This window comes from Azospirillum sp. TSO35-2, from assembly GCF_003116095.1.
Taxonomy (GTDB): domain Bacteria; phylum Pseudomonadota; class Alphaproteobacteria; order Azospirillales; family Azospirillaceae; genus Azospirillum.
Genome location: NZ_LGRA01000021.1, coordinates 428,226 through 450,289 on the forward strand (window position 1 = coordinate 428,226; position 22,064 = coordinate 450,289).

The window sequence follows — 22,064 nt, forward strand, 5'->3', positions numbered from 1 at the left end:
CGACGTCAAAAGCTACGGCTTCCACACCGACGAGCGCGGGCACCTCGATCCCGGCACGCCGATCCACCAGATGTGGATGCGCCTGACCATCGACGATCAGTTGACCGTCAAGGCGGTGGAGGCGGTGACGCAGGACAGCCCCTACCGCGCCTGCGGCACGATCACCCCGCGGTTCCAGGAACTGGTCGGGCTGCGCGTCGGTCCCGGCTGGACCCGCGCGGTGAAGGACCGGCTGGGCGGGCCGAAGGGCTGCACCCATCTGGTCGAACTGCTGGGCCCGCTGGCGACCACCGCCTTCCAGACCGTCTACCCGATCCTGGCCCGCGAGGCGGCCGAGCGTGCCAAGGCGGCCGGCACGGCGGTGCCGGCGGACGGCAAGCGGCCGGCCCTGCTGAACATGTGCCACATCTTCGACAGCGGTGGCGCGGTGGTGCGCAAGCACTGGCCCGCCCATTACACCGGCGACCGCGACGGTGACCACGACGGCGAGCGGCGGGACGAAGCGGCGGAATGACCGCCGCGCCCGTTCGCCGCGGGGCGCCTTACACCTCGGCGTAGCTCCCGTCGACGGCGCACTTGGCGGGCGGCGCGGAAAAACCGGGCTCGGTCGACAGGCCGGCGCTGCCGGTCCCACCCTCCGTCTCGTCGGACGAGGGCGGCAGTTCGAACGGTGTGCCCAGGAAGGGGTCGCTGCCGCCGTGGCCGGCGCGCACATGCCCGTCTTCCGTGCAGGCACGACGATAATAGGAGGCGATGAACACCCGCACGGCCGAGGTCAGGGTGACGTCCGCCTCCTCCGGCGAAATGCCGCGGCGACGCGCCTGCTCCTCGATCCGTTCCTTGATCTGGGTGCAGAGACGGTTGACGGTCAGTCCTTCCCGACGGCCGATGTCTTCCAGAGCGTCCCACATCGACGGTTCCAGCCGCATGCTCGTGCGGTGCCCGCCGATCATGATGTTCTGGCTCTTCAACGGTTCCACCCCCGCCTGGGGAGTGTTCACCCGTTTTTTCTTCGGCCCACGCTTCGCCATCCGCAGCCCCTTCCACGAAGCCGCCGACAGACACGCGAAGTCTGCATCCGCCACGGCGCGATAAATGGTTGCATATATGGCACTTTACTAAACGAGGCGGGAAATGCAACCGCGCTCGCGTCCCTTGTTGTGCCAGCCACTTTGGAAATCGCTTATTAGTTGCACGCGTATGTATGCGATTTCCGCCCCGATCGGTCGGGCGCTGTCTGCGGGATGTGGGGGCGGGAGGTGGGCCGGGCCCGGCGGCCGTGGTGGCGTCCGCTCAGGTGCCGGCTTCGCCCGGGGTCTGGGTGGTCAGGCCCAGCGCGTGGACCCGCTCGCGCAGTTCGTCGGCCAGCAGGGTGTAGACGATGCGCTGGCGTTCCACCCGCGACTTGCCGGTGAAGGCGTCCGACACGATGGTGACGTGGAAATGGGTTTCCCCCGCGGCGTCGGCCCCGGCGTGGCCGGCGTGCCGGCCGGAATCGTCGACGACCTCCAGCCGCACCGGCGCCAGTCCGGCGGTCAGCTTCTCGCGGATGCGGGTGGCGTATTCCATGCTGTTCCCCTGGGGATGGTCGCGTGGGGATGGGCGGGCGGTCGTCCTCGGGCGGCGTCATCCCCGAACGGTCCGCCCCCGGACAGGAAAGTGTGCCGGGGGCGTCCTGTCAAGCGGTCCGACCCGCGGATTGCGGATGACGGAAGCCCGATTCGGCGCGCTTGCCAGAGGCATCGGCTGTTCCCATACTTGCCCGATGACCAGGAACCGCGCCCGCTCCAGCTACGACAGCTACGCCGCATCGCGTGCGGCCACCCGTGTCTGCGACCATCCCGACTGCGTCGCATCGGGCGAATACCGTGCGCCGAAAAGCCGCAGCTCGCTCAACGAATACTGGTGGTTCTGCCTGGACCATGTCCGGGAATACAACCGGGCCTGGGACTATTACGCCGGCATGTCCACCGACCAGATCGAGGCGGAGGTGCGGCGCGACACCACATGGCAGCGCCCGAGCTGGCCGCTCGGCAAGTGGGCGACGCAGGAGCGTTTCCTGCGCGATCGCGTGGTCAACGGCTTCAGTTTCGAATTCGGCTGTGAGAATGGCAAGACGAAGGAGGAGGAAAAAACCCAGCGCCGCAGCCACGCCCGCACCGAAGAGGAAAAGGCGCTGGCGGTTCTGGAGTTGACCCCGCCGGTGGACTTCACCCGCATCAAGGCACGCTACCGGGAACTGGCGAAAAAGCACCATCCCGACGCCAACGGCGGCGACAAGGCCGCGGAAGAACGATTGAAAGAGATCAATCTGGCCTACAATACGCTGAAAGCCTGTTATGCTGCCTGAACCCCGATGGCGGGCCGGGTGAACCCCGCGGCCGCTGCGCAACCGACACTCGCTGGAACGTAAGAACCCGACCCATGGCTTCCCAAGGAGCGACCCAGGCCAGCTCGGCCCTGTTCGACCACACGCCCGACACCAAGGTTTCGGTGCGCGACGTCTTCGGCATCGACAGCAACATGCAGGTGCCGGCCTTCAGCCAGCGCACGGAGCATGTGCCCGAACTCGACAGCGCCTACCGGTTCGACCGCGACACGACGCTGGCCATCCTCGCCGGTTTTGCCTTCAACCGTCGCGTCATGGTCCAGGGCTATCACGGCACCGGCAAGTCGACGCACATCGAACAGGTGGCGGCCCGGCTGAACTGGCCCTGCATCCGCGTCAACCTGGACAGCCACATCAGCCGCATCGACCTGATGGGCAAGGACGCCATCGTCCTGCGCGACGGCGTCCAGGTCACCGAATACCGCGAGGGCATCCTGCCCTGGGCCCTGCAGCACGCCTGCGCCCTGGTGTTCGACGAATACGACGCCGGCCGTCCCGACGTGATGTTCGTGATCCAGCGCGTGCTGGAGGTGGAAGGCAAGCTGACGCTGCTCGACCAGAATCGCGTCATCCGGCCGCACCCGGCCTTCCGCCTGTTCGCCACCGCCAACACGGTGGGCCTGGGCGACACGACCGGCCTCTACCACGGCACGCAGCAGATCAACCAGGGCCAGATGGACCGCTGGAACATCGTGGCGACGCTGAACTACCTGCCGGTCGACGCCGAGGTGAAGATCGTCCAGGCCAAGGTGAACTCCTACGACGACCCCAAGGGCCGCGACACCGTGGCCGCCATGGTGCGTCTGGCCGACCTGACGCGGTCGGGCTTCATCAACGGCGACATCTCCACCGTCATGAGCCCGCGCACGGTCATCACCTGGGCCGAGAACGCGCGGATCTTCAACGACCTCGCCTTCGCCTTCCGCATCACCTTCCTCAACAAGTGCGACGAGGTGGAGCGGCCGACGGTGGCCGAATACTACCAGCGCTGCTTCGGCGTCGAACTGCCGGAGACGGGGGTCCAGGCGAATCTCGTGTGACCGCGCTGTGCCAGGCTCCGGCTTCGTGTGAAGCCGGGGCGCTGCACAGGGATTCACACGTAGCGGAACGGACGGTACTTCTGGGCAAGACCTTACAGGAGCGGTTCAAGTCCGGCATGCCCGTGAGAGCTGCGCTCGTCTCCGTGTCAACCTTGCCCCCAGCCATCCGACCTCGCCCGAAGCCGGCACCACAACCCGAAGACGCCCCGCGATGACCACCCAGAACGATACCCCCGTCGAGGCCTTCAAGCGGTCCACCACCGCCACGGTGCGCGCCATGTCCCGGCGGGCGGAGGTGCAGGTGGGCTTTTCGTCCGACCCGCCGGGTCTGTCGGGCCAGCGGGTGCGGGTGCCGCTGCCGGCGCGCGATCTCAATCCCGTCGATGTCGCCAAGCTGCGCGGGGCCGCCGACGCGGTGGCGCTGCGGCTGCGCTATCACGACGCCACCGTCCACGCCCACCGCATGCCGCTGGGCGACGCCGCCCGCCAGGCCTTCGATGCGCTCGAACAGGCGCGCTGCGAGGCGCTGGGCAGCCGCGACATGACCGGCGTCGCCCACAATCTGGAAGCGGCGCTGGACGACCGCTACACCCGCCAGGGCTTCGACCGCTTCGAGGACCGCGGGCAGGTTCCGTTGTCCGAGGCGTTGCGGCTGATGGCGCGCGAGGCGATGACCGGCGCCAAGCCACCGCCCGCCGCCGCCCACGCGGTCGAGTTGTGGCGCCCGTGGATCGAGGAGCGGCTGGGCAAGGACATGCACGGGCTCGCCGCCTATGCCGGCGACCAGGATGCCTACGCCAAGGCCGTGCGCCGGCTGCTCGCCGACCTCGACATGGAGGTCGGGCAGGAAGCCGACGAGCAGGAGGAGGAGGACCAGCAGACCCAGTCCTCCGAGAACGACGAATCGCCGGAGCACGGCCAGACCCGCGGCCAGGACGACGACCAGTCGGACAGCGAGTCGATGGCCTCGTCCGACATGCAGGACTCGTCGGAGGCCGGCGACAGCGCCGAGGAGGGCGCCGGCGAGGAAGGCGACATGGAGATGGGCGAGGGCGAGGGGGCGGAAGAGCCCGCCGGCCCCGGCCAGCCCTGGCGCAACGACGTCAACCGCCGCAACGAGGCCGATCCCAACGCCTACAAGGCCTACACCACCCAGTATGACGAGGTGGTCGACGCCGCCGACCTCTGCGACCCGGCGGAGTTGGAACGGCTGCGCCACCTGCTGGACCAGCAGCTGCAGCATCTCCAGGGCGTCATCTCCAAGCTGGCCAACCGGCTGCAGCGCCGGCTGATGGCCAAGCAGCAGCGCTCCTGGAGCTTCGACCTGGAGGAGGGCATGCTCGACGCCGCCCGCCTCGCCCGGGTCGTCGCCAACCCGGTGCTGCCGCTGTCCTTCAAGGCGGAGAAGGAAACCGACTTCCGCGACACCGTGGTGTCGCTGCTGATCGACAATTCCGGGTCGATGCGCGGCCGGCCGATCTCGATCGCCGCGATGAGCGCCGACATCCTCGCCCGCACGCTGGAGCGTTGCGCGGTGAAGGTGGAGGTGCTGGGCTTCACCACCCGCGCCTGGAAGGGCGGCCAGGCGCGCGAAGCCTGGGTCGCCGGCGGCAAGCCGGCCAACCCCGGCCGGCTGAACGACCTGCGCCACATCGTCTACAAGGCGGCCGACATGCCGTGGCGCCGCGCCCGCAAGAATCTGGGCCTGATGCTGCGCGAAGGCATCCTGAAGGAGAACATCGACGGCGAGGCGCTGCAATGGGCCTACACCCGCCTGCTCGGCCGGCCGGAGCAGCGCCGCATCCTGATGGTGATCTCCGACGGCGCGCCGGTCGATGACTCGACCCTGTCGGTCAACGCCGGCAACTATCTCGAACGCCACCTGCGCCAGGTGATCGAGCAGATCGAGACCCGGTCGCCGGTGGAGCTGGTGGCGATCGGCATCGGCCACGACGTGACCCGCTACTACCGCCGCGCCGTCACCATCGTCGACGCCGAGCAGCTGGGCGGCACGATGATGAACAAGCTGGCCGAACTGTTCGACGAGGACGAACGCCGCGGCCGCCGCCGGCGTTGAGGTAAGGATGGGGTCGATGCTGTCTCTAGGGTTTTCAGTGGCTTAGAGAAACCATCGCCTTGGCTTGAGCGCGTATCCTTACCAGAAAGAGCGTGAAAACTCCCTCTCCCGGGGCTCTCAGCGGATCTTCGATCCGCCTGACGCCGTCAGCGCAAACTGCGTTTGCGCGAGAGGTGGGAGAGGGAGCCTTCTCACACCTTCGCCGATCCGGCGTCCGTGGTCGATGGCGTGGCCGCCGGCGTCGGCTTCACGGTCGGCGCGGCGGGTTTCGCCGTCTCCTTACGCTCCTCCTCCGGCGGCACCAGGCGCCAGAGTTCGGTGGTGCCGGTGCGGCCGCGCAGCGAGCGGCCGCCCTGGCGGACCAGCGGGACGGCGTCCTTGCCCTTGGCGGCGGTGACGCCGCTGGTCAGGACGATCACCTCGGCCTCGCCCTGCAGGGCGGCCGACAGCTCCTCGATGCGGGCGGCGACGTTCACGGTGTCGCCGACGATCGTGTAGTTGATCCGGCTGTCGGAGCCGATGTTGCCGACCACGACCGGACCGCTGTGCAGGCCGACGCGGACCTGGATCGGCGCCTGCCCGGCGGACACGCGGCGGCGGTTGTCGGCGCGCACCGCGTGGTGGATGGCGTAGGCGGCGCGCAGCGCGCGGGCGGCGTGGTCCTCCTGCTCCTCCGGCGCGCCCCAGAAGGCCATCAGCGAGTCGCCGATGAACTTGTCCACCGTCCCGCCCTCCGCCTCGATGCAGGCGGCGAGCAGGGTGAAATGCTCGTTCAGCAGGGCGGCGGTGTCGGCGGCGGCCATATGCTCGGCCATGCGGGAGAAGCCGCGGATGTCGGTGAACATCACCGTCACCTCGCGCAGCACCGAGTCGAGCCGTCCGCCATGGTCGGGCCCGCCGGCCCCGTCGCCCATGCTCTCGCGCTGGCGCATCAGCCGCAGCACCAGCGCCTTTGGCACATAGGTTTCGAACCAGCGCAGGCCGGCGACCATCGCGTTGAAGGCGCTGGCGGCGCGCGCCATCTCGCGCAGGCGCGAATCGGGCAGATCGGCGATGGTGCGGAATTCGAAGGCGCGGACGCGGTCGGCGGCCTCGGCCAGCCGGGCGACCTGCCGGCTGATCCGCCGCCCGACCAGCAGCGCGACCCCGACCGACACCAGCAGGATGGCGAGGCCGACCGCCCCGGTGGTGTAGAGCCGGCGGATCTCGTTCCCCATCTCGCCGTCGCGGTAGCCGATGCCGATGATCCAGTCCTGCTGGCCATAGCCCGCCATCGGCCGGGTCAGGAAGGCATAGTCGCTGCCCAGCACGCGGACGCTGCGCCCCTCCACCCGCTTTTTCAGCGACTGGATCGGCGTGCCGCTGGACCACAGCGCCGCCAGCGCCGGGTCGTCGACCTGGTCGATCCGCGGCAGCGGCGGCCCGTCCGGCTTGTTGGAAAAATCGAAGCTGCGCCCGACCAGCGCCGGGTGGGCCAGCACATGGGTGTGGTCGTACAGCACGAAGGCGTTCAGCCCCTGCTCGACATACAGCACCGACAGGAAGCGCGACAGGTCGCCCAGCGACACGCCAACCGCCACCTGCCCCAGATAGCGGCCGTCGCGCCGCACCGGCTGGTACAGGGTGACCAGGCTGTTCTGCGCCTCCTTCAGCCAGCGCGGGTCGGCCCAGGTGGCGGCGCTGCGGTTGGGTCCGTCCAGCACCTCCGGCGGAACGTCGCTGTCGCCTTGCAGGTCGAGGGTGCCGACCGACAGGCCGCCGTTCAGCCGGCCAACCTGCACCCCGGTCAGGTCCGGACGAATGAAGGCGAGCCCGGTGACGTCCGGGCCGCCGGCCAGCGCGCCGCGCAGCGTGTCGGCCATCGCCGTGGCGTCATCGGGGCGCAGGTCGCCCCGCTCGATCAGGCCGGCGACGAAGCGCGCCATTTCACGCGCCGGGTCCAGCTGGTGGCGCACCCGCACCTCGACCCCGGCCAACGCCAGATCGGCCTTGTCGTTCAGCAGCGCGAAGGTGTTGGTGGTGGCGCTGACCAGTCCCAGCACCAGGACGCTGGCCACCGCCGCCAGCATCAGCGACCCGAATCCGGCGACCAGCACCGCCGCGATGGGCAGCCGCAGCCGCTTCCGCCCCGCCGGCTTCGCCACCGCCGCCTTGGCATTCCTGCGAAGCGGCGCGGGGGCTGACGGGGGCATCGGAACGGGCGCTGAGGGGGTGTCGGCCATGGGGCGGCAGCCTACCCGTCCGCCCGCCGCGGGGCAACCCGCCGGGGTGTATCCTTACGGGGATTTCATGCGGCCGGTTCCATTTTTACCCGCCGACGATCACCTTCACCCGGCGGCCGGGTTCCAGAGGCGTTCCCGGCGGGAGATCGTTGATGATCCGGAACAATTCCTCGGCGTAAGGCTCCTGCGGCATGCGGCGGATGAAGCCGTCGACGCTGTCGCCGGGCCGCACCGTCACCACCTGGACGCGGCGGGGCTGGTAGCGCGCCGCCTCCTGCGCGGTCAGCCGGTGGAAGCTGTTGGCCGCCGCCTGGAAATCGCCATCGTAACGAGCCAGCGCGCCGGCCGGCGCCAGGAAGGTGAAGCGGTACATCCGGCCATCCGGCATGCGGACCGCCACCAGCCGGATGTCGGCGCTCTCGCCGTCCGTCTCGCCGCGGGTGGTCGCCGTCGCCGCCGGCTGGCCGCCGATGGTCACGCGTTCCAGATTCTGCAGGCTGGCGCCCTTGCCCCAGACGTTGGCCAGGAAGGCCGCCGGGTCGGACACGCCGGCCGACGATCCGCCGTCGAAGGCCATGGCGGTGCCGTTCGGCCCCTTGGCGATCACTTGGTCGCTGCCGTTCAGCAGCGCGTAGCCCGGCGGCACGGTGAAGGCGATGCCCAGTTGCGGGTGGGCGAAGGTCCGGCCGCGGACATAGCCGTTCTCCGGGCTGTCGCCGTAGATCATGCCGTCGACCGCCGCCAGGTAAGGATCCTGCGGACGGGCGCCGCCGCGCGGCAGGGCGCGGGCAAGGTCGGCGGCCTCGCGCACGCGGGCCTCCGTCTGCGGGTGGCTGGCGAAGAAGTCGAAGCCGTCCGTCGCCTTCTTGTCGGCGCGCAGTCCCTCATACTGGCTGTCGCGGCGCAGGGTCTCCAGGAAGGTCGCCATGGCGAAGGGGTCGTAGCCCGCCCGTTGCAGCGTGCCGACGCCGAGCCGGTCGGCCTCCAGCTCCTGCTCGCGCGAATAGCTGGCGACCATCGCCGTGCCGCCCAGCCCGGCCAGCTGCGCCAGCGCGTCGCTGCCGAACACCATCCCGACCCCGGCGGCCACCAGCCCGGCGATGGTCTGGCGGGTCTGGCGCTGCGCCGAATGGTGGGCGGTGACGTGGCCGATCTCGTGGGCCAGCACCCCGGCCACCTCCGCCTCGTCCTCCGCCAGGGCCAGCAGGCCGCGGGTGACGTAGACGTAGCCGCCGGGCAGGGCGAAGGCGTTCACCACGTCGCTGTCCAGCACGGTGAAGGTCCAGGGCTCGCGCGCCAGATCGGTGGTCGAGGCCAGCTTGCGGCCGAGCTGGTCGATGTAGCCTTGCAGCCGCGGGTCCTTCACGGCGCCGCCGAACTGCGCCAGGATCTTGGGATGCTCCTGCGCGCCCAGCGCCGCCTCGTCACCGCCGAACAGGCTGCCGTCCAGCAGCCCGGCCCGGGCCGGCGCGGGCGCCATCATGATCGAGGCCACGGCCAGCCACAGCGCGGTCAGCGCGCTGAGCGTCCTGCGGAACGGCTTGCGGAAGGGGGTGTGCGTCGGCATACCGGACAAAACCCCGCCCGGCGGCGGATGTTCCGCAAAAACGGGGCCCCTTCGATGCGACACGCCGCGTTCCTGGCCGGGCGCCTGCTGGCCCTGCTGCTGACCGCCCTGCTGTGCGGCCTGCCGGTTGTCGGCGCCGCGGCGGCGGGCCTGCGCGTCACCGCCGTGCTCGACGGCGACACGCTGGAGCTGGAGGACGGCCGCCGGGTCCGGCTCGCCGGGATCGAGGCGGCCAAGCCGCCGCGCGGCGCCAAGCCGGACGATGGCCGCGTCTGGCCGCTGGCCGAGGCGGCGACGGCGGCGCTGGCCGACCTGGCGCTCGGCCGCCGCGTCGCTGTGCATGGGCCGGCGGCGGTCGACCGGCACGGCCGGCTGCTCGCCCATCTGGTGCGGGACGACGGGCTGTGGCTGCAATCGGCGCTGCTGGCCCGTGGGCTGGCGCGCGTCCACAGCCGCCCCGACGCCCGCGCCTACACCGCCGAACTGCTGGCGGACGAGGAGAGGGCGCGCGGCGCCGGCCGCGGGCTGTGGCGCAGCCGGGTCTACGCCCTTCGCGACGCCGGCGACCCCGACGCGCTGGCCCGCGACCGCGACAGCTTCCAGGTCGTCGAGGGCGTCGTGCTGCGGGTGTCGAAGGCCGGCGGCGAGTGCTACTTCGACTTCGGCGAGGATTGGCGCAGCGACGTCACCGTCCACATCGGCCGGGCCGCCCAGCGGGCGGTGACCGCCGCCGGCATCGACCCGCTGTCCTACGAGGGGCGGCGGGTGCGCGTCCGGGGCTGGATCGTTCTGCGCAACGGCCCCATGATCGACATCACCCATCCCGAGCAGATCGAACGGCTGGAGCGCGACCCTCTCCCCGGCCCGCCCGCCGTTTCGGCTCCGGACCCGGACGGCGAGGACGATCCTCTGGATGAGGACGAGGCGGAGGAAGACCCCGAATGATGACGCGCCTGTTCGCCACCCTGTTCCTGCTGCTCGCCGCCATCCCCCCAGCCCGGGCCGCCGGGCCGGAGCTGGCCGTGGCGCTGGGCGGGGTGGAGCGCCGCTTCGACCGCGACGCGCTGCTGGCCCGGCCCGACGCGGTGACCGTCGACATCCCCGCCGACGTGGCCTATGGCCGGCCGATGCGCTACCGCGCGGTGCCGCTGGCCAGCCTGCTCGGCACCGACGCCTTCCCGCCCGACAGCGTTCTGGAGGGCGTCGCGTCGGACGGCTTCACCGCGCAACTGCCGCCGGAGCTGTGCCTGCGCACCGGCCCCGACGGCGCCGTCGCCTTCCTGGCGGTGGAGCCGGCGGGCCAGCCCTGGCCGAACCTGCCGGGCAAGGCGGTGTCGGCCGGCCCCTTCTACCTGGTGTGGGTGCGGCCGGAGGCGTCGGGCGTGCGCAGCGAACAATGGCCCTACCAGCTCGCCCGCATCGTCAGCTCCGACGACCCGCTCAAGCGCTGGCCGCAACTGGCGGTCGACGCGGCGCTGCCGGCCGACTCGGGAATCCGTGCCGGTCAGGCGGTGTTCGTCACCCAATGCATGGCCTGCCACACCCTGGGCGGCGCCGGCAGCGCCACGCTGGGCCCGGACCTGAACCGGCCGATGAACCCAACCGAATACCTGACCCCGGCCGGCCTGAGGCGGCTGATCCGCGACCCGCGATCGGTCCGGACCTGGCCCAGCCAGCAGATGCCCGGCTTCGACCCGGCGATGCTGAGCGACGCCGACCTCGACCGCGTGGTCGCCTATCTCGGGCACATGGCCGGGCGGAAGGGACCGTAGCGTCCTGGGGACATACCACCCTTCCGCGACCGTTCGACTCTGGCGCAAGGCTGGGCGGCTCCACTACACTTGGGTGTCGAACCCTTGGACCGATGACCATGCCCCGCAGCGAATTCTATCCGCCCATCGACCCGTTCCAGACCGGCACCCTCGCCGTCGACGGGATCCACACGGTCTATTGGGAGCAGGCGGGCAACCCGCGGGGCGTCCCGGTGATGTTCCTGCACGGCGGCCCGGGGGCCGGGGCGTCGCCGACCCACCGGCGCTTCTTCGACCCGGCCCATTACCGCATCGTGGTGATGGACCAGCGCGGCGCCGGCCGCTCCACCCCGCTGGGCGAAACGCGCGAGAACACCACCGAACGGCTGGTCGAGGACATCGAGGCGCTGCGCCGCCACCTGGGGATCGAGCGCTGGCACCTGTTCGGCGGCTCCTGGGGCTCGACGCTGGCGCTGGCCTACGCCGAGACGCACCCGGAGCGCTGCCTGGGCCTGATCCTGCGCGGCATCTTCCTGATGCGGAAGAGCGAGATCGACTGGTTCCTCTATTCCATGCGCATCCTCTTCCCCGAGGCCTGGGCCGCCTTCGCCGGCCACATCCCGGAGGCCGAGCGCGGCGACCTGCTGGAGGCCTTCTGGAAGCGGCTCGACTCGGCCGACCCGGCGACCCGCATGGCCGCGGCGCGGGTGTGGAGCGTCTATGAGGGAAGCTGCTCGTCCCTGCTGCCGTCGCCCGAGCTGATCGCCGCCAGCGGCGAGGATCGCCACGCGCTGGGGCTGGCGCGGATCGAGGCGCACTACTTCCGCTCCAACCGCTTCACGCCGGAGGACAAGCTGCTGCGCGACGTGTCCCGCATCCGGCACCTGCCGGCGGTGATCGTCCAGGGCCGCTACGACATCGTCTGCCCGGTGATCTCCGCCGACGAGCTGCACCGGGCGTGGCCGGAAGCCGACTACCGCGTCATCCCCGACGCCGGCCACTCCGCCATGGAACCCGGCATCCGCGCCGCCCTGATCCAGGCGACGGAGCGGTTCAAGGAGTATCGGTGACGGGAGGTTGATGGATCGGGCGACCGAATCCATGAATCGGAGAGCAAGATTTACACGGATGACACGGATTTAGACACGGATTACACGGACTTTTCCTGATCTTGGCGACGCCCCGGTCTTTTCCTGAAGCCGACGATCGGCCAACGCCACATCCGTGCAATCCGTGTTTACATCCGTGACATCCGTGTAAATCTTGCCTGTCGATCCCGCACCTCCCACCCCGCCGACAACCTCCCGCCCACGCCCCAACCCCACCTGAGGCCGATGCCTGAACTTCCCGAAGTCGAGACGGTGTGCCGGGGGCTTGCCCCGCATCTCGAAGGCCGGCGGCTGGTCCGTGTCGAGCAGCGGCGGCCGAACCTGCGGACCCCGTTCCCCCCGCGCTTCTGCGAGCGGCTGACCGACCGTGTCGTGCTGTCGGTGCGGCGGCGGGCCAAATACATCCTGATGCATCTGGACGACGGCGGCGTGCTGATCGCCCATCTCGGCATGTCCGGCCGGATGATCATCGCGCCCGGCCGGCCGGACGCCTTCGACAAGCATGATCATGTGGTGTTCGAGACCGACGCCGGCACCATCGTCACCTTCAACGACGCCCGCCGCTTCGGGCTGATGGACCTGACGGTGGCCGACGCGCTGAACGACCACCCGATGCTGCGCAACCTGGGGCCGGAGCCGCTGGGCAACGAATTCTCCGGCCCGGATCTCGCCCGCCGGCTGGCCGGCAAGATGACGCCGATCAAGGCGGCGCTGCTCGACCAGAGCGTCGTCGCCGGGCTCGGCAACATCTATGTGTCGGAGGCGCTGTTCCAGGCCGGCATCCTGCCCACCCGCAGCGCCGCCAGCCTGTCCGGCGACGAGGTCGACCGGCTGGCCGGCGCGGTGCGCGCGGTGCTGGAGCGCGCCATCGCCGCCGGCGGCTCGTCCTTGCGCGATTACCGGCAGGCGTCGGGCGAGCTGGGCTATTTCCAGCACCAGTTCGCCGTCTACGACCGCGCCGGCGAGGGCTGCCCCGGCTGCGACTGCGACCGCGCGCGGACCGGGGGCGTTCAGCGGATTGTACAGTCCGGCCGCTCGACTTTCTTTTGTGCGGCGCGCCAACGGTGATATAGCTGGGGCATGACGGCTTTTCCGGCCTTGCTCCGGGCGGCATCCGCCGCGTTCCTCCTTGCCGGCCCCGCGGTCGCGGGCCTGGGGAGCCTCCTTATTCCCAATTCTCCGGCCTTCGCCGCCGGCTCCGGTCCGTATGTCCCGGGGCTCACCGACGTGCCGGTGATGCCCGGACTGGCGTCCGCCGAGTCGGAGCCGCTGGTCTTCGACAAGCCGGGCGGGCGGATCGTCCAGACCGTGCTGGCGGGGGCGGTGCCGCGTCAGGCGGTGCTGGCCTTCTACGACCAGACCCTGCCGCAGCTCGGCTGGCGCCGCACGGCGGAGCGGGTCTTCGTCCGCGAGGGCGAGGAGCTGCGGCTGGAATTTCCGCAAGCCGCCGCATCCGCCAAATCGGCCACCGCCGTCCGCTTCACTTTGACGCCGCGCTGACCGCCGCGTCGCCGGTCATACTCACACCGCCGATAGACACAACCACCCACACCAGACAACCACGAGTTCCGGACGAACCGGACTCGCCCCATCGGGAGAGTGCTGCAGCCATGTCGTATGAAACCATCCTCGTCGAGACCCGCGGCCCGGTCGGCCTGATCACCCTGAACCGCCCGAAGGCGCTGAACGCGCTGTGCGACCAGCTGGTGACCGAGATGGGCCAGGCGCTCGACGTGTTCGAGGCCGACGCGGCCATCGGCGCCATCGTCGTCACCGGGTCGGAGCGCGCCTTCGCCGCCGGCGCCGACATCAAGGAGATGGCCGGCTTCTCGTACATGGACGTCTACACCAGCAACTTCATCACCGCGAAGTGGGAGCGGCTGGCCAAGTGCCGCAAGCCGACCATCGCCGCGGTCGCCGGCTTCGCGCTGGGCGGCGGTTGCGAGCTGGCGATGATGGCCGACTTCATCCTGGCCGCCGACACCGCCAAGTTCGGTCAGCCGGAGATCACCATCGGCACCATCCCCGGCGCCGGCGGCACCCAGCGCCTGACCCGCTTCGTCGGAAAGTCCAAGGCGATGGAGATGGTGCTGACCGGTCGCATGATCGACGCCGCCGAGGCCGAGCGCTGCGGTCTGGTCAGCCGCGTCGTCCCGGCCGCCGAGCTGGTCGAGGAGGCGGTGAAGGTCGCCACCAAGATCGCCTCGCTGTCGCAGCCGGTCGTCGCCATGGCCAAGGAGGCGGTCAACACCGCCTACGAGACGACGCTCGCCGAAGGCGTGCGCTTCGAACGCCGCCTGTTCCATTCGACCTTCGCCACCGAAGACCAGAAGGAAGGCATGTCGGCCTTCGCCGAGAAGCGCCAGCCCACCTGGAAGAATCGCTGATTCCTCTGCCTGCCGTCCCCTGCATGTTGCGGGGGACGGACCAGATCCCACCAAGATGTCGTCTCTGCGCGATTAGTCCAAATCAACGGGCGACCACGCCTTGACTCGGGTTACGGTGGCGCGTATAAGGCGCGCTCGCATCACGACAGCCGTGTCGTTCGGAGTAGGGTTTCCATGGCCAATCATAAGTCCGCTGAAAAGCGCATTCGTCAGACCGAGCGTCGCACGGAAGTCAACCGTGCCCGCATCAGCCGCATCCGTTCCTTCGTGAAGAAGGTCGAGGGCGCGATCGAGAGCGGTGACAAGTCCGCCGCCGCCGACGCCTTCAAGTCCGCTCAGCCGGAGCTGATGCGCGGCGTGTCGAAGGGTGTGCTGCACAAGAACACCGTGTCGCGCAAGCTGTCGCGCCTGTCGGCTCGTATCAAGGCTCTGTAAGAGAGTCTTCATTCGCCGGTTTCAAAAAGCCGCGCCCGAGACTCGGGGCGCGGCTTTTTGCGTTTAAAGTAAAGATCGGTCTTGTTGGCAATTGTCCTAGATTGTTGGCAAGTCGGCGTATGAGATCCGGGATCGGCATTGTGGGTGAAGGTGCGTAACTTTGTCTTTTTGGCCTGTTCGCCATCTGTCCCATTGCCAGACTTCCTTCGGGCGATTAAACTTTTGTTCAATTCGACGCCGGTCCGCAGCGTGTCCGTCACGCCGCGAACAGTTGAATAAAACATTGAAAGAACAAAGGTCTTCGCCCGGCCGATGACTGTAGAGTCGCGGTGGACGGGCCGATCTTCTTTATACTTAAAACCAGAGGTGTCGCAGGCGAGAATTACAATCTCGTCTGAGTCGGGTGTGCGCAGGGTTCCGTTTGGGGGTATCCATGCTTGGAGTCTTCCGGGCAGGATCACGCGGGAGGACCGGGACACCATCTGTGTTGAGGCGTGTGTTGGGGCGGTTCCGGTGGCGGGGTGATCCCGCATCGTCCCGGCGGTCGTGCCGTCCGGGGGGAAGGAGCGGGGGTAAGGGAGCATGTCGGTCGGCGTGTCGTTGGATCAGCAGTGGGCGCGCATTCGCGGACGCCTGAAGGAAGAGGTGGGCGAGATCGCCTATCGGAGCTGGCTTCAGCCGCTGTCCGTCGCCAGCCTGGTGGGCGGCGAGGTGTGCATCGTCGTGCCCACGCGCTTCATGCGCGACTGGGTGCTGACGCACTACGCCGACCGCATCCGCGCGCTGTGGTCCGGTGAGAATCCGGACGTCCACTCGATCGACGTCATCGTCGCCTCGACCAACCCGCCATCCGCCATGGTCGCCGACAACGACGACCGCGACGATCCGGTCTCCGGCCACATGTCCGGTCTGCGCGGATCGGAGCGTGGGGCCGAGTCGCGCCCGGCGCCGCGGCCGGCGCGTCCGTCGGAATCCGGGTCCCCGGGCGAATCCGGATCCTATTACGGCAACGGGCCCCAGGCGCCGTCGACCGTCTACACCTCCGCCTCCTACGGCGGGGCGTCGGACGAGTCGCCGAACGCGGTGCCGACGATCCTGGAGGACCGGTCCGACCTGTCCGCCGCGCTCGACCCGCGCTTCACCTTCGAGAATTTCGTCGTCGGCAAGCCGAACGAGCTGGCGCACGCCGCCGCCCGGCGCGTCGCCGACGCCACCACCGTGACCTTCAACCCGCTGTTCCTCTATGGCGGGGTCGGGCTGGGCAAGACCCACCTGATGCACGCGCTGGCCTGGCAGATCCGCAAGAACGACCCGAACCGCAAGGTGCTGTACCTGTCGGCCGAGAAGTTCATGTACCAGTTCATCCGGGCGTTGCGCTTCAAGGACACGATGGCCTTCAAGCAGCAGTTCCGCTCGGTCGACGTGCTGATGATCGACGACGTCCAGTTCATCAGCGGCAAGGACAGCACCCAGGAGGAGTTCTTCCACACCTTCAACGCGCTGGTCGACCAGAACCGGCAGGTCATCATCTCCGCCGACAAGAGCCCGTCCGACCTGGAAGGGATGGAGGAGCGGCTGCGCTCCCGCCTGGGCTGGGGCTTGGTCGCCGACATCCACCCGACCACCTACGAGCTGCGGCTGGGCATCCTCCAGGCCAAGGCCGACGCGCTGCAGGCCAGCATCCCGATGAAGGTGCTGGAGTTCCTGGCCCACAAGATCACCTCGAACGTCCGCGAGCTGGAAGGGGCGCTGAACCGCATCGTCGCCCACGCCGAACTGGTCGGCCGCGCCATCACCCTGGAGACGACGCAGGAGGTGCTGCACGATCTGCTGCGCGCCAACGACCGCCGCGTCACCATCGACGAGATCCAGAAGCGGGTGGCGGAGCATTACAACATCCGCGTCGCCGACATGCACTCCGCCCGCCGCGCCCGCGCGGTGGCCCGCCCGCGCCAGATCGCCATGTACCTGGCCAAGCAGCTGACCGCCCGCTCCCTCCCGGAGATCGGCCGCAAGTTCGGCGGTCGCGATCACACCACCGTCATGCACGCGGTCAAGAAGGTGGACGAACTGCGCGCCACCGATCCGTCCTTCGCCGAAGACGTCGAACTGCTGCGGCGGATGTTGGAAAGCTGAGAACAGCTTTATGGACTGATCAACCGCGGCGTGTCGCCACGCTGCTATCCCATCGCGACACGAAGTTTGCTAAGGTCCCGCTGCACGGGATCTTTGCGGACGGTGTGGTGTCGCGGTGGAAACGAATGTTCTTGTCGTCGATGATTCCAGTTTCTTTCGCGATCTCATACGGACAGATCTGGAAAGCAACGGGTACAAGGTGCTGCTCGCCGAAGACGGGGCGCAGGCGCTGTCGGTCTACCGCAGCCATGACATCCACATCCTGATCACCGACCTGGAAATGCCGGTGATGACCGGTCTGGAACTGTGCTGGCATGTCCGGGCGGAGGACGACCAGCACCGCACCTTCACCATCCTGATGACCGGCGATACCGAGACGGCGCGGCGGATCGAGGCGTTCGATTCCGGCGCCGACGAGTTCCTGGCCAAGCCGGTCGACCTGTCGATGCTGCGCGCCCGCGTGCGGGCCGGCGAACGCATCAGCCGGATGCACCGGGTGATGGTCGAGATGCTGCACACCGACTATCTGACCGGCGTGCTGAACCGCCGCTATTTCATGGAACGGCTGGAACGGGCCTATGGCACGGCGATGGAGACGGGGGCCGCCATGGCCGTCGCCATGTTCGACATCGACCATTTCAAGACCATCAACGACACCCACGGCCATTCCAACGGCGATCTGGCGCTGAAGCGGTTCGCCGACAATAGCGCCCTCCACGTGCCGGACGGCGGCTTCCTCGGCCGGCTGGGCGGCGAGGAGTTTTGCCTGTGCCTGCCCGCCGCCGACCTGGACGGCGCGCTGGCGCGGGTGGAGGCGATCCGCCGCTCCACCGCCGAGCTGGTCGTCGAAACCGGGACCGGCGTCCGCTTCTCCTTCACCGTCAGCGTCGGCATGTGCCTGATCCAGGACACCACGTCGGTGGCGGACCTGATGAGCCAGGCCGACGAGGCGCTCTATTTCGCCAAGCGCAGCGGCCGGAACCGCACCGTGCTGCGCGGGGCGGAGGGGGTGACGGTCAAGGCGCTGTTCTACGTGATGTGACGGCTCTATGAAGTTTGGCCAGACCCCAGCTTCGCCCATGGACGGACCGCTTTTGTCTCAGGCACACTTTGCGCCTTGAGCGGTGCCGGTCGGCAGCCGCCGATCAAGCGCGCCAAGCCACAAGAGCAGGGAGAACGGGCGTCATGTTCAGGAACGATCACGCCAAGACCGAGCAGCAGCGGTCCAGCGCCGAGACCCAGCGCGCCGCCAAGAGCTTCACCCGCCGCCTGCTGCTGCAGAGCGCCGCGGCGGCGGCCGGCGTCGCCTCGGTCGGGCCCTTCGTGCTGCGCGAGGGTCGCGCCGCGTCGGGCTCGGTGAAGATCTTCTCCTGGGCCGGCTACATCAGCCCGGACATGCTGGCCGATTTCGAGAAGAAGACCGGCGTCAAGGCGACCCTGACCGAATACGGCACCAACGACGAGCTGCTGAACCAGCTCAAGGCCACCGGCGGCGCCGGCTTCGACATCATCCACCCCACCGTCGACCGCGTGCCGAACTATGTCGAGTTCGAGCTGGTGCAGCCGATCGACGAGGCGAAGGTGAAGTGGGACGGCTGCCTGAAGTCGTCGGTCGAGGGCTCCGCCGGGATGGGCGGCGTCGTCGGCGGCAAGCGCTATTTCGCCCCGGCCGACTGGGGAACGGAGGCGCTGGCCTACGACATGAAGAAGGCGCCGCTCACCTACGGCACCGCCAGCTACGGCGACCTGTGGGCGCCGGCCAACGCCGGCAAGGTGACGGTGCGCGGCCACTCCTCGCTGATCGGCATCGCGCTGTGGCTGGAAAGCCAGGGCAAGCTGCCGCACCCGGTGCGCGACCAGTTCAAGGACGAGGCGAAGGCGCGGGCCAACTTCGACGCCATCCTGAAGGTGGCCGCCGCCAACAAGAAGTCGGTCGCCCAGTTCTGGACCAACGAGAACGAGGCCCAGGGCGCCTTCCGCACCAACGGCTGCGTCATCGGCCAGACCTGGGACAGCAGCGCCGTCGCGCTGCGCAAGGAAGGGCTGCCGATCCGCTTCGTCGCGCCGAAGGAGGGCGCGCTGGCCTGGATGGAAGGCTTCGCCATCCCGAAGAAGGCGGAGAACCTGGACAACGCCTACGCCTGGATCAACTGGTTCTACACGCCGGAGGCCGGTGCGCTCTACACCAACCATTCCGGCATCTCCAGCACCGCGGTCGGCGCCGAGGCGCACCTGACCGACCTGAACAAGCAGTTCTTCGCCGACGCCTATCCGGGCGACGCGCTGCAGAAGCTGTGGTGGTGGCCGATCCAGGAGGCGTGGTACGTCTCGATCCGCAACGAGTACCAGGATCGCTTCCTGGCGGCGTGATCCGTTTCTCCCTCTCCCGTCCCGGGAGAGGGCATGGAGCCGATGGCCGCAGGCCGAAAGAGCGCCGACAGGCGATCTTAGGCGGAATGCGGTCGCGAGACTTGCGAGCGACCTCGGGGCCCATGCGCAGCATGGGAAGGGTGAGGGGTGAGGCACGGAGCCCGAGGGCTCCGGATGCTTTTTCCACCCCTCACCCTCCCGCCTGCGGCGGGTCCCTCCCTCTCCCGGGGCGGGAGAGGGTATGTTCCGACTCCGGCAGGTGACATGAGCCAAGACGTCCAACTCGACCGCGTCACCATGCGTTTCGGCGACACCGTCGCCGTGCGCGAGGTGTCGCTGACCATCCGGGCGGGGGAGTTCTTCAGCTTCCTCGGGCCGTCGGGCTGCGGCAAGACCACCATCCTGCGCATGATCTCCGGCTTCATGGAGCCGACCTCCGGCACCGTGCGGATCGGCGGGCAGGACATGCGCGGGATCGGGCCGAACAAGCGGCCGACCGCGCTGATCTTCCAGAACCTCGCCCTGTTCCCGCTGATGACGGTGGCGGAGAACATCGGCTTCGGGCTGGAGGTGCGCGGCGTGCCGTCGGCCGACCGCAAGCGCCGCGTCTGTGAGCTGCTGGAGCTGGTGGCGCTGCCCGACACGGCGGACAAGCGGGTGACCGACCTGTCCGGCGGCCAGCGCCAGCGCATCGCCATCGCCCGCGCCCTGGCGGTGGAACCGGCGGTGCTGCTGCTGGACGAGCCGCTGTCGGCGCTGGACCTGAAGCTGCGCCAGCACATGCGCGCCGAGCTGCGCGAGCTGCAGAAGCGCACCGGCGTCACCTTCATCTACATCACCCACGACCAGGGCGAGGCACTGACCATGTCCGACCGGATCGGCGTGATGTCGCGCGGCGTGCTGGAACAGGTCGGCGACGGCCCGGCGATCTACGACCACCCCGAAACCGCCTTCGTCGCGTCCTTCGTCGGCGAGTCGAACCGCTTCGACGGCCCGGTGGTCGAGGTGGGCGAGGGCTGGGCGGTGCTCGACACCGGCTTCGGCCGCTTGCGTGGGCGCAACCCGCGCCGCCTTGGCCCCGGCGACCGCGCCACCCTGTTCGTCCGGCCGGAGCGGATGGCGCTGGCCGCGGCGGACAACAGCCTGAGCGCCCGGGTAAGCCACCGCGACTTCGAAGGCGCCTTCGTCAACGCCTTCCTCGACGGCGGCCTGACCGTCCAGGTGCCGCATCTGGGCCATGAACCGGCCTTTATTCCCGGCGAAACCGTCCGTTTGGGCTTCCGGGCGGACGACGCGGTGGCGCTGCCGACCGGCTGACCAGCCTCCCGGATCATCCTCTATCCTTACCTGCGCGCACACAAAAACGCCCCGGCCGAATCGACCGGGGCGTTTTCGCGTGTCCGAAGAGGAACGGCGTCAGTGCGTCTGCTGGATCGCCGACAGCTGCCACTGGCCACCGCGCGGGCGGACGAAGGTCCACAGCTCCGTCACCTCGACCGGGCGGGACGGGTCGCCGTCGACCACGCGGCCGCTGGCGCGGTCGGTCGTGACGTCGATCAGCGAGAAGCGCATCGCCACCGTGGCGAATTCCTGCAGGCCCTCGCGCCACCCCTCGGCCAGATCGCCCTGCAGCAGGCGGACGTCGCTGACCTTGTTGACCACGCCGCGGTTGCGGTTGTCGGCCAGGTCGCCGCTGAAGTAGGCGAACATCTCCGGCGTCGTGGCGCCGCGCAGCGTGTCGGTGTCCTCGCGCCCGTAGGCGGTCTGGATGGTGCCGAGCAGCCGCTCGAACGACTCGAAGTCGGCGGGCTGGATGCCAATCTCGTCGGCGGCCTGGCGGCGCGGGGCCGGACCACCGGCGCCGCCCATCGGGCCACCCACCGGGCCACCCACCGGGTTATAGCCGACGTCGACCGGGTCACGGTTCAGCGGACCGCCGGCGTAGGCCGGCCGGCTGCCCAGCGGCGCACCGCCCAGCGACGCGTTGGCGTTCTGCGACTGCGCCCGGTTGCGGAAGAAGCGCATCGCCAGCCGGACCAGGAAGACCACCAGCAGGATCTGGAGGATGAAGCCCAGGATGCCGCCGAAGCTGCCCAGCCCGTCGAAGAAGCCGCCGCCGAACAGCATCGCGCCGATGCCGGCGCCGATCAGGCCGCCCATCAGGCCCGACATGAAGCCGCCGCCGAAGAAGCCGCGCGACGGTGCCGGGGCGGCGGTCGCCGGGCGCTGCACGCCGGGGGCCGGCTGCGGGGCGGCCGAGCGTTCCATTGGCATCGCGGTGCTGGGGGCGGTGCTGGTCGCGGCCGGCGCGTCGTAGGTGCGTGAGCCGCGGCTGCCCGACGACGTGCTCTTGCCGGCGCGGGCGTCGGCGGTGCCGGCGGCCAGCGCCATCACCAGGGCAACCGCCACCGCGGTCGCGGCGCGGGCGCCCCGCTTCGTCTTGGAAAGGCTGTTGGCGGAAAGGCTCGTAGGTCGGGTCTTCTCGCTCATGGTCGTGCTCGCAATGCTCATCTGGTCGGTTGAGCCTTCCCAGATGGGGGCGGTCGCCCTCCCGTTTAAGAGGGCGGCGCCATTTTTCGGG

The 22,064-nt window shown here is 69.3% G+C and carries 21 protein-coding genes; 15 read left to right on the forward strand and 6 right to left on the reverse strand.

The window, feature by feature from the left end; all coding sequences use genetic code 11:
* Positions 1–514, forward strand: a 514-nt coding sequence (locus tag TSO352_RS18165; protein ID WP_109110717.1) for a DUF2889 domain-containing protein, incomplete at its 5' end; no start/stop codon positions are given.
* Positions 515–542: 28 nt separating this feature from the next.
* Here the strand turns inward: TSO352_RS18165 and TSO352_RS18170 are convergent.
* Together TSO352_RS18170 and TSO352_RS18175 are read right to left on the reverse strand one after the other, a co-directional pair.
* Complete coding sequence (locus tag TSO352_RS18170) at positions 543–1,001, reverse strand: ribbon-helix-helix domain-containing protein (RefSeq protein WP_247872232.1); 459 nt, start codon at positions 999–1,001, stop codon at positions 543–545.
* A gap of 292 nt (positions 1,002–1,293) precedes the next feature.
* Positions 1,294–1,569, reverse strand: a complete 276-nt coding sequence (locus tag TSO352_RS18175; RefSeq protein WP_109108707.1) for a BolA family protein — start codon at positions 1,567–1,569, stop codon at positions 1,294–1,296.
* A 196-nt stretch (positions 1,570–1,765) separates the two neighbouring features.
* Here TSO352_RS18175 and TSO352_RS18180 point away from each other — a divergent pair, with 196 nt between their 5' ends.
* The 3 genes from TSO352_RS18180 to cobT all read left to right on the forward strand — a co-directional run bounded on the left by TSO352_RS18180 (position 1,766) and on the right by cobT (position 5,506).
* Positions 1,766–2,350 (forward strand): DnaJ domain-containing protein, encoded by a 585-nt coding sequence (locus tag TSO352_RS18180; protein ID WP_109108708.1) that lies wholly within the window; start codon positions 1,766–1,768, stop codon positions 2,348–2,350.
* Positions 2,351–2,424: 74 nt separating this feature from the next.
* Positions 2,425–3,429: a cobaltochelatase subunit CobS gene (cobS, locus tag TSO352_RS18185; RefSeq protein ID WP_109108709.1), complete on the forward strand. Its 1,005-nt coding sequence runs from the start codon at positions 2,425–2,427 to the stop codon at positions 3,427–3,429.
* A 211-nt stretch (positions 3,430–3,640) separates the two neighbouring features.
* Positions 3,641–5,506: a cobaltochelatase subunit CobT gene (gene cobT / locus TSO352_RS18190; RefSeq protein WP_109108710.1), complete on the forward strand. Its 1,866-nt coding sequence runs from the start codon at positions 3,641–3,643 to the stop codon at positions 5,504–5,506.
* Between the two features lie 191 nt (positions 5,507–5,697).
* On the opposite strand, the gene TSO352_RS18195 is transcribed toward cobT, so the two are convergent.
* Positions 5,698–7,650, reverse strand: coding sequence for an adenylate/guanylate cyclase domain-containing protein (locus TSO352_RS18195; protein WP_247872233.1), 1,953 nt, complete (start codon positions 7,648–7,650; stop codon positions 5,698–5,700).
* Between the two features lie 163 nt (positions 7,651–7,813).
* The gene (locus TSO352_RS18200) at positions 7,814–9,295 is read right to left on the reverse strand and encodes a M48 family metalloprotease (RefSeq protein WP_109108712.1); all 1,482 of its coding nucleotides are present in this window, start codon (positions 9,293–9,295) and stop codon (positions 7,814–7,816) included.
* A gap of 54 nt (positions 9,296–9,349) precedes the next feature.
* Between TSO352_RS18200 and TSO352_RS18205 the strand changes: the two genes are divergently transcribed.
* From TSO352_RS18205 to rpsT, 7 genes are all read left to right on the forward strand, one after another.
* Positions 9,350–10,240 carry a thermonuclease family protein gene (locus tag TSO352_RS18205; RefSeq protein WP_199231649.1) on the forward strand — a complete coding sequence of 297 codons (891 nt, stop codon included), beginning with the start codon at positions 9,350–9,352 and terminating at the stop codon, positions 10,238–10,240.
* Entirely contained in the window at positions 10,237–11,067 is an 831-nt protein-coding gene (locus TSO352_RS18210) for a cytochrome c (protein ID WP_109108713.1), read from the forward strand. Before TSO352_RS18205 ends, TSO352_RS18210 begins: the two co-directional genes overlap by 4 nt.
* A 98-nt stretch (positions 11,068–11,165) precedes the next feature.
* A complete protein-coding gene (gene pip, locus TSO352_RS18215; RefSeq protein WP_109110719.1) occupies positions 11,166–12,116 on the forward strand; it encodes a prolyl aminopeptidase in 951 nt (316 codons plus the stop codon).
* Between the two features lie 264 nt (positions 12,117–12,380).
* Positions 12,381–13,223 (forward strand): bifunctional DNA-formamidopyrimidine glycosylase/DNA-(apurinic or apyrimidinic site) lyase, encoded by an 843-nt coding sequence (mutM, locus tag TSO352_RS18220; RefSeq protein ID WP_109108714.1) that lies wholly within the window; start codon positions 12,381–12,383, stop codon positions 13,221–13,223.
* Positions 13,224–13,391: 168 nt separating this feature from the next.
* Positions 13,392–13,655, forward strand: coding sequence for a hypothetical protein (locus TSO352_RS34030; RefSeq protein ID WP_247872234.1), 264 nt, complete (start codon positions 13,392–13,394; stop codon positions 13,653–13,655).
* A 110-nt stretch (positions 13,656–13,765) separates the two neighbouring features.
* A complete protein-coding gene (locus TSO352_RS18230) occupies positions 13,766–14,542 on the forward strand; it encodes an enoyl-CoA hydratase (RefSeq protein WP_109108716.1) in 777 nt (258 codons plus the stop codon).
* 174 nt (positions 14,543–14,716) lie between these two features.
* Positions 14,717–14,977, forward strand: a complete 261-nt coding sequence (gene rpsT, locus TSO352_RS18235; protein ID WP_109108717.1) for a 30S ribosomal protein S20 — start codon at positions 14,717–14,719, stop codon at positions 14,975–14,977.
* A gap of 8 nt (positions 14,978–14,985) precedes the next feature.
* Here rpsT and TSO352_RS32975 read toward each other — a convergent pair whose 3' ends face one another.
* A complete protein-coding gene (locus TSO352_RS32975; RefSeq protein WP_146210771.1) occupies positions 14,986–15,438 on the reverse strand; it encodes a hypothetical protein in 453 nt (150 codons plus the stop codon).
* Positions 15,439–15,559: 121 nt separating this feature from the next.
* On the opposite strand from TSO352_RS32975, the gene dnaA reads away from it, so the two are divergent.
* The 4 genes from dnaA to TSO352_RS18255 all read left to right on the forward strand — a co-directional run bounded on the left by dnaA (position 15,560) and on the right by TSO352_RS18255 (position 20,800).
* The gene (gene dnaA / locus TSO352_RS18240) at positions 15,560–17,113 is read left to right on the forward strand and encodes a chromosomal replication initiator protein DnaA (protein ID WP_109108718.1); all 1,554 of its coding nucleotides are present in this window, start codon (positions 15,560–15,562) and stop codon (positions 17,111–17,113) included.
* Between the two features lie 115 nt (positions 17,114–17,228).
* Complete coding sequence (locus tag TSO352_RS18245) at positions 17,229–18,155, forward strand: diguanylate cyclase (protein WP_109108719.1); 927 nt, start codon at positions 17,229–17,231, stop codon at positions 18,153–18,155.
* A 143-nt stretch (positions 18,156–18,298) separates the two neighbouring features.
* Positions 18,299–19,483: an extracellular solute-binding protein gene (locus tag TSO352_RS18250; RefSeq protein ID WP_199231650.1), complete on the forward strand. Its 1,185-nt coding sequence runs from the start codon at positions 18,299–18,301 to the stop codon at positions 19,481–19,483.
* Positions 19,484–19,747: 264 nt separating this feature from the next.
* On the forward strand, positions 19,748–20,800 hold the full coding sequence (locus TSO352_RS18255; RefSeq protein WP_109108720.1) for an ABC transporter ATP-binding protein: 1,053 nt from the start codon (positions 19,748–19,750) through the stop codon (positions 20,798–20,800).
* A 99-nt stretch (positions 20,801–20,899) separates the two neighbouring features.
* On the opposite strand, the gene TSO352_RS18260 is transcribed toward TSO352_RS18255, so the two are convergent.
* On the reverse strand, positions 20,900–21,973 hold the full coding sequence (locus TSO352_RS18260) for a Tim44 domain-containing protein (RefSeq protein WP_109110721.1): 1,074 nt from the start codon (positions 21,971–21,973) through the stop codon (positions 20,900–20,902).
* Positions 21,974–22,064: the final 91 nt, after the last annotated feature.

Coding starts and splice junctions, on each gene's coding strand:
- rpsT (WP_109108717.1), top strand. CDS start 14,717: ATGGCCAATCATAAGTCCGCTGAAAAGCGCATTCGTCAGACCGAGCGT.
- cobT (WP_109108710.1), top strand. CDS start 3,641: ATGACCACCCAGAACGATACCCCCGTCGAGGCCTTCAAGCGGTCCACC.
- TSO352_RS18180 (WP_109108708.1), top strand. CDS start 1,766: ATGACCAGGAACCGCGCCCGCTCCAGCTACGACAGCTACGCCGCATCG.
- TSO352_RS34030 (WP_247872234.1), top strand. CDS start 13,392: ATGCCCGGACTGGCGTCCGCCGAGTCGGAGCCGCTGGTCTTCGACAAG.
- TSO352_RS18250 (WP_199231650.1), top strand. CDS start 18,299: ATGTTCAGGAACGATCACGCCAAGACCGAGCAGCAGCGGTCCAGCGCC.
- TSO352_RS18175 (WP_109108707.1), bottom strand. CDS start 1,569: ATGGAATACGCCACCCGCATCCGCGAGAAGCTGACCGCCGGACTGGCG.
- mutM (WP_109108714.1), top strand. CDS start 12,381: ATGCCTGAACTTCCCGAAGTCGAGACGGTGTGCCGGGGGCTTGCCCCG.
- dnaA (WP_109108718.1), top strand. CDS start 15,560: ATGTCGGTCGGCGTGTCGTTGGATCAGCAGTGGGCGCGCATTCGCGGA.
- TSO352_RS18230 (WP_109108716.1), top strand. CDS start 13,766: ATGTCGTATGAAACCATCCTCGTCGAGACCCGCGGCCCGGTCGGCCTG.
- pip (WP_109110719.1), top strand. CDS start 11,166: ATGCCCCGCAGCGAATTCTATCCGCCCATCGACCCGTTCCAGACCGGC.
- TSO352_RS18260 (WP_109110721.1), bottom strand. CDS start 21,973: ATGAGCGAGAAGACCCGACCTACGAGCCTTTCCGCCAACAGCCTTTCC.
- TSO352_RS18255 (WP_109108720.1), top strand. CDS start 19,748: ATGAGCCAAGACGTCCAACTCGACCGCGTCACCATGCGTTTCGGCGAC.
- cobS (WP_109108709.1), top strand. CDS start 2,425: ATGGCTTCCCAAGGAGCGACCCAGGCCAGCTCGGCCCTGTTCGACCAC.
- TSO352_RS18200 (WP_109108712.1), bottom strand. CDS start 9,295: ATGCCGACGCACACCCCCTTCCGCAAGCCGTTCCGCAGGACGCTCAGC.
- TSO352_RS18205 (WP_199231649.1), top strand. CDS start 9,350: ATGCGACACGCCGCGTTCCTGGCCGGGCGCCTGCTGGCCCTGCTGCTG.
- TSO352_RS18210 (WP_109108713.1), top strand. CDS start 10,237: ATGATGACGCGCCTGTTCGCCACCCTGTTCCTGCTGCTCGCCGCCATC.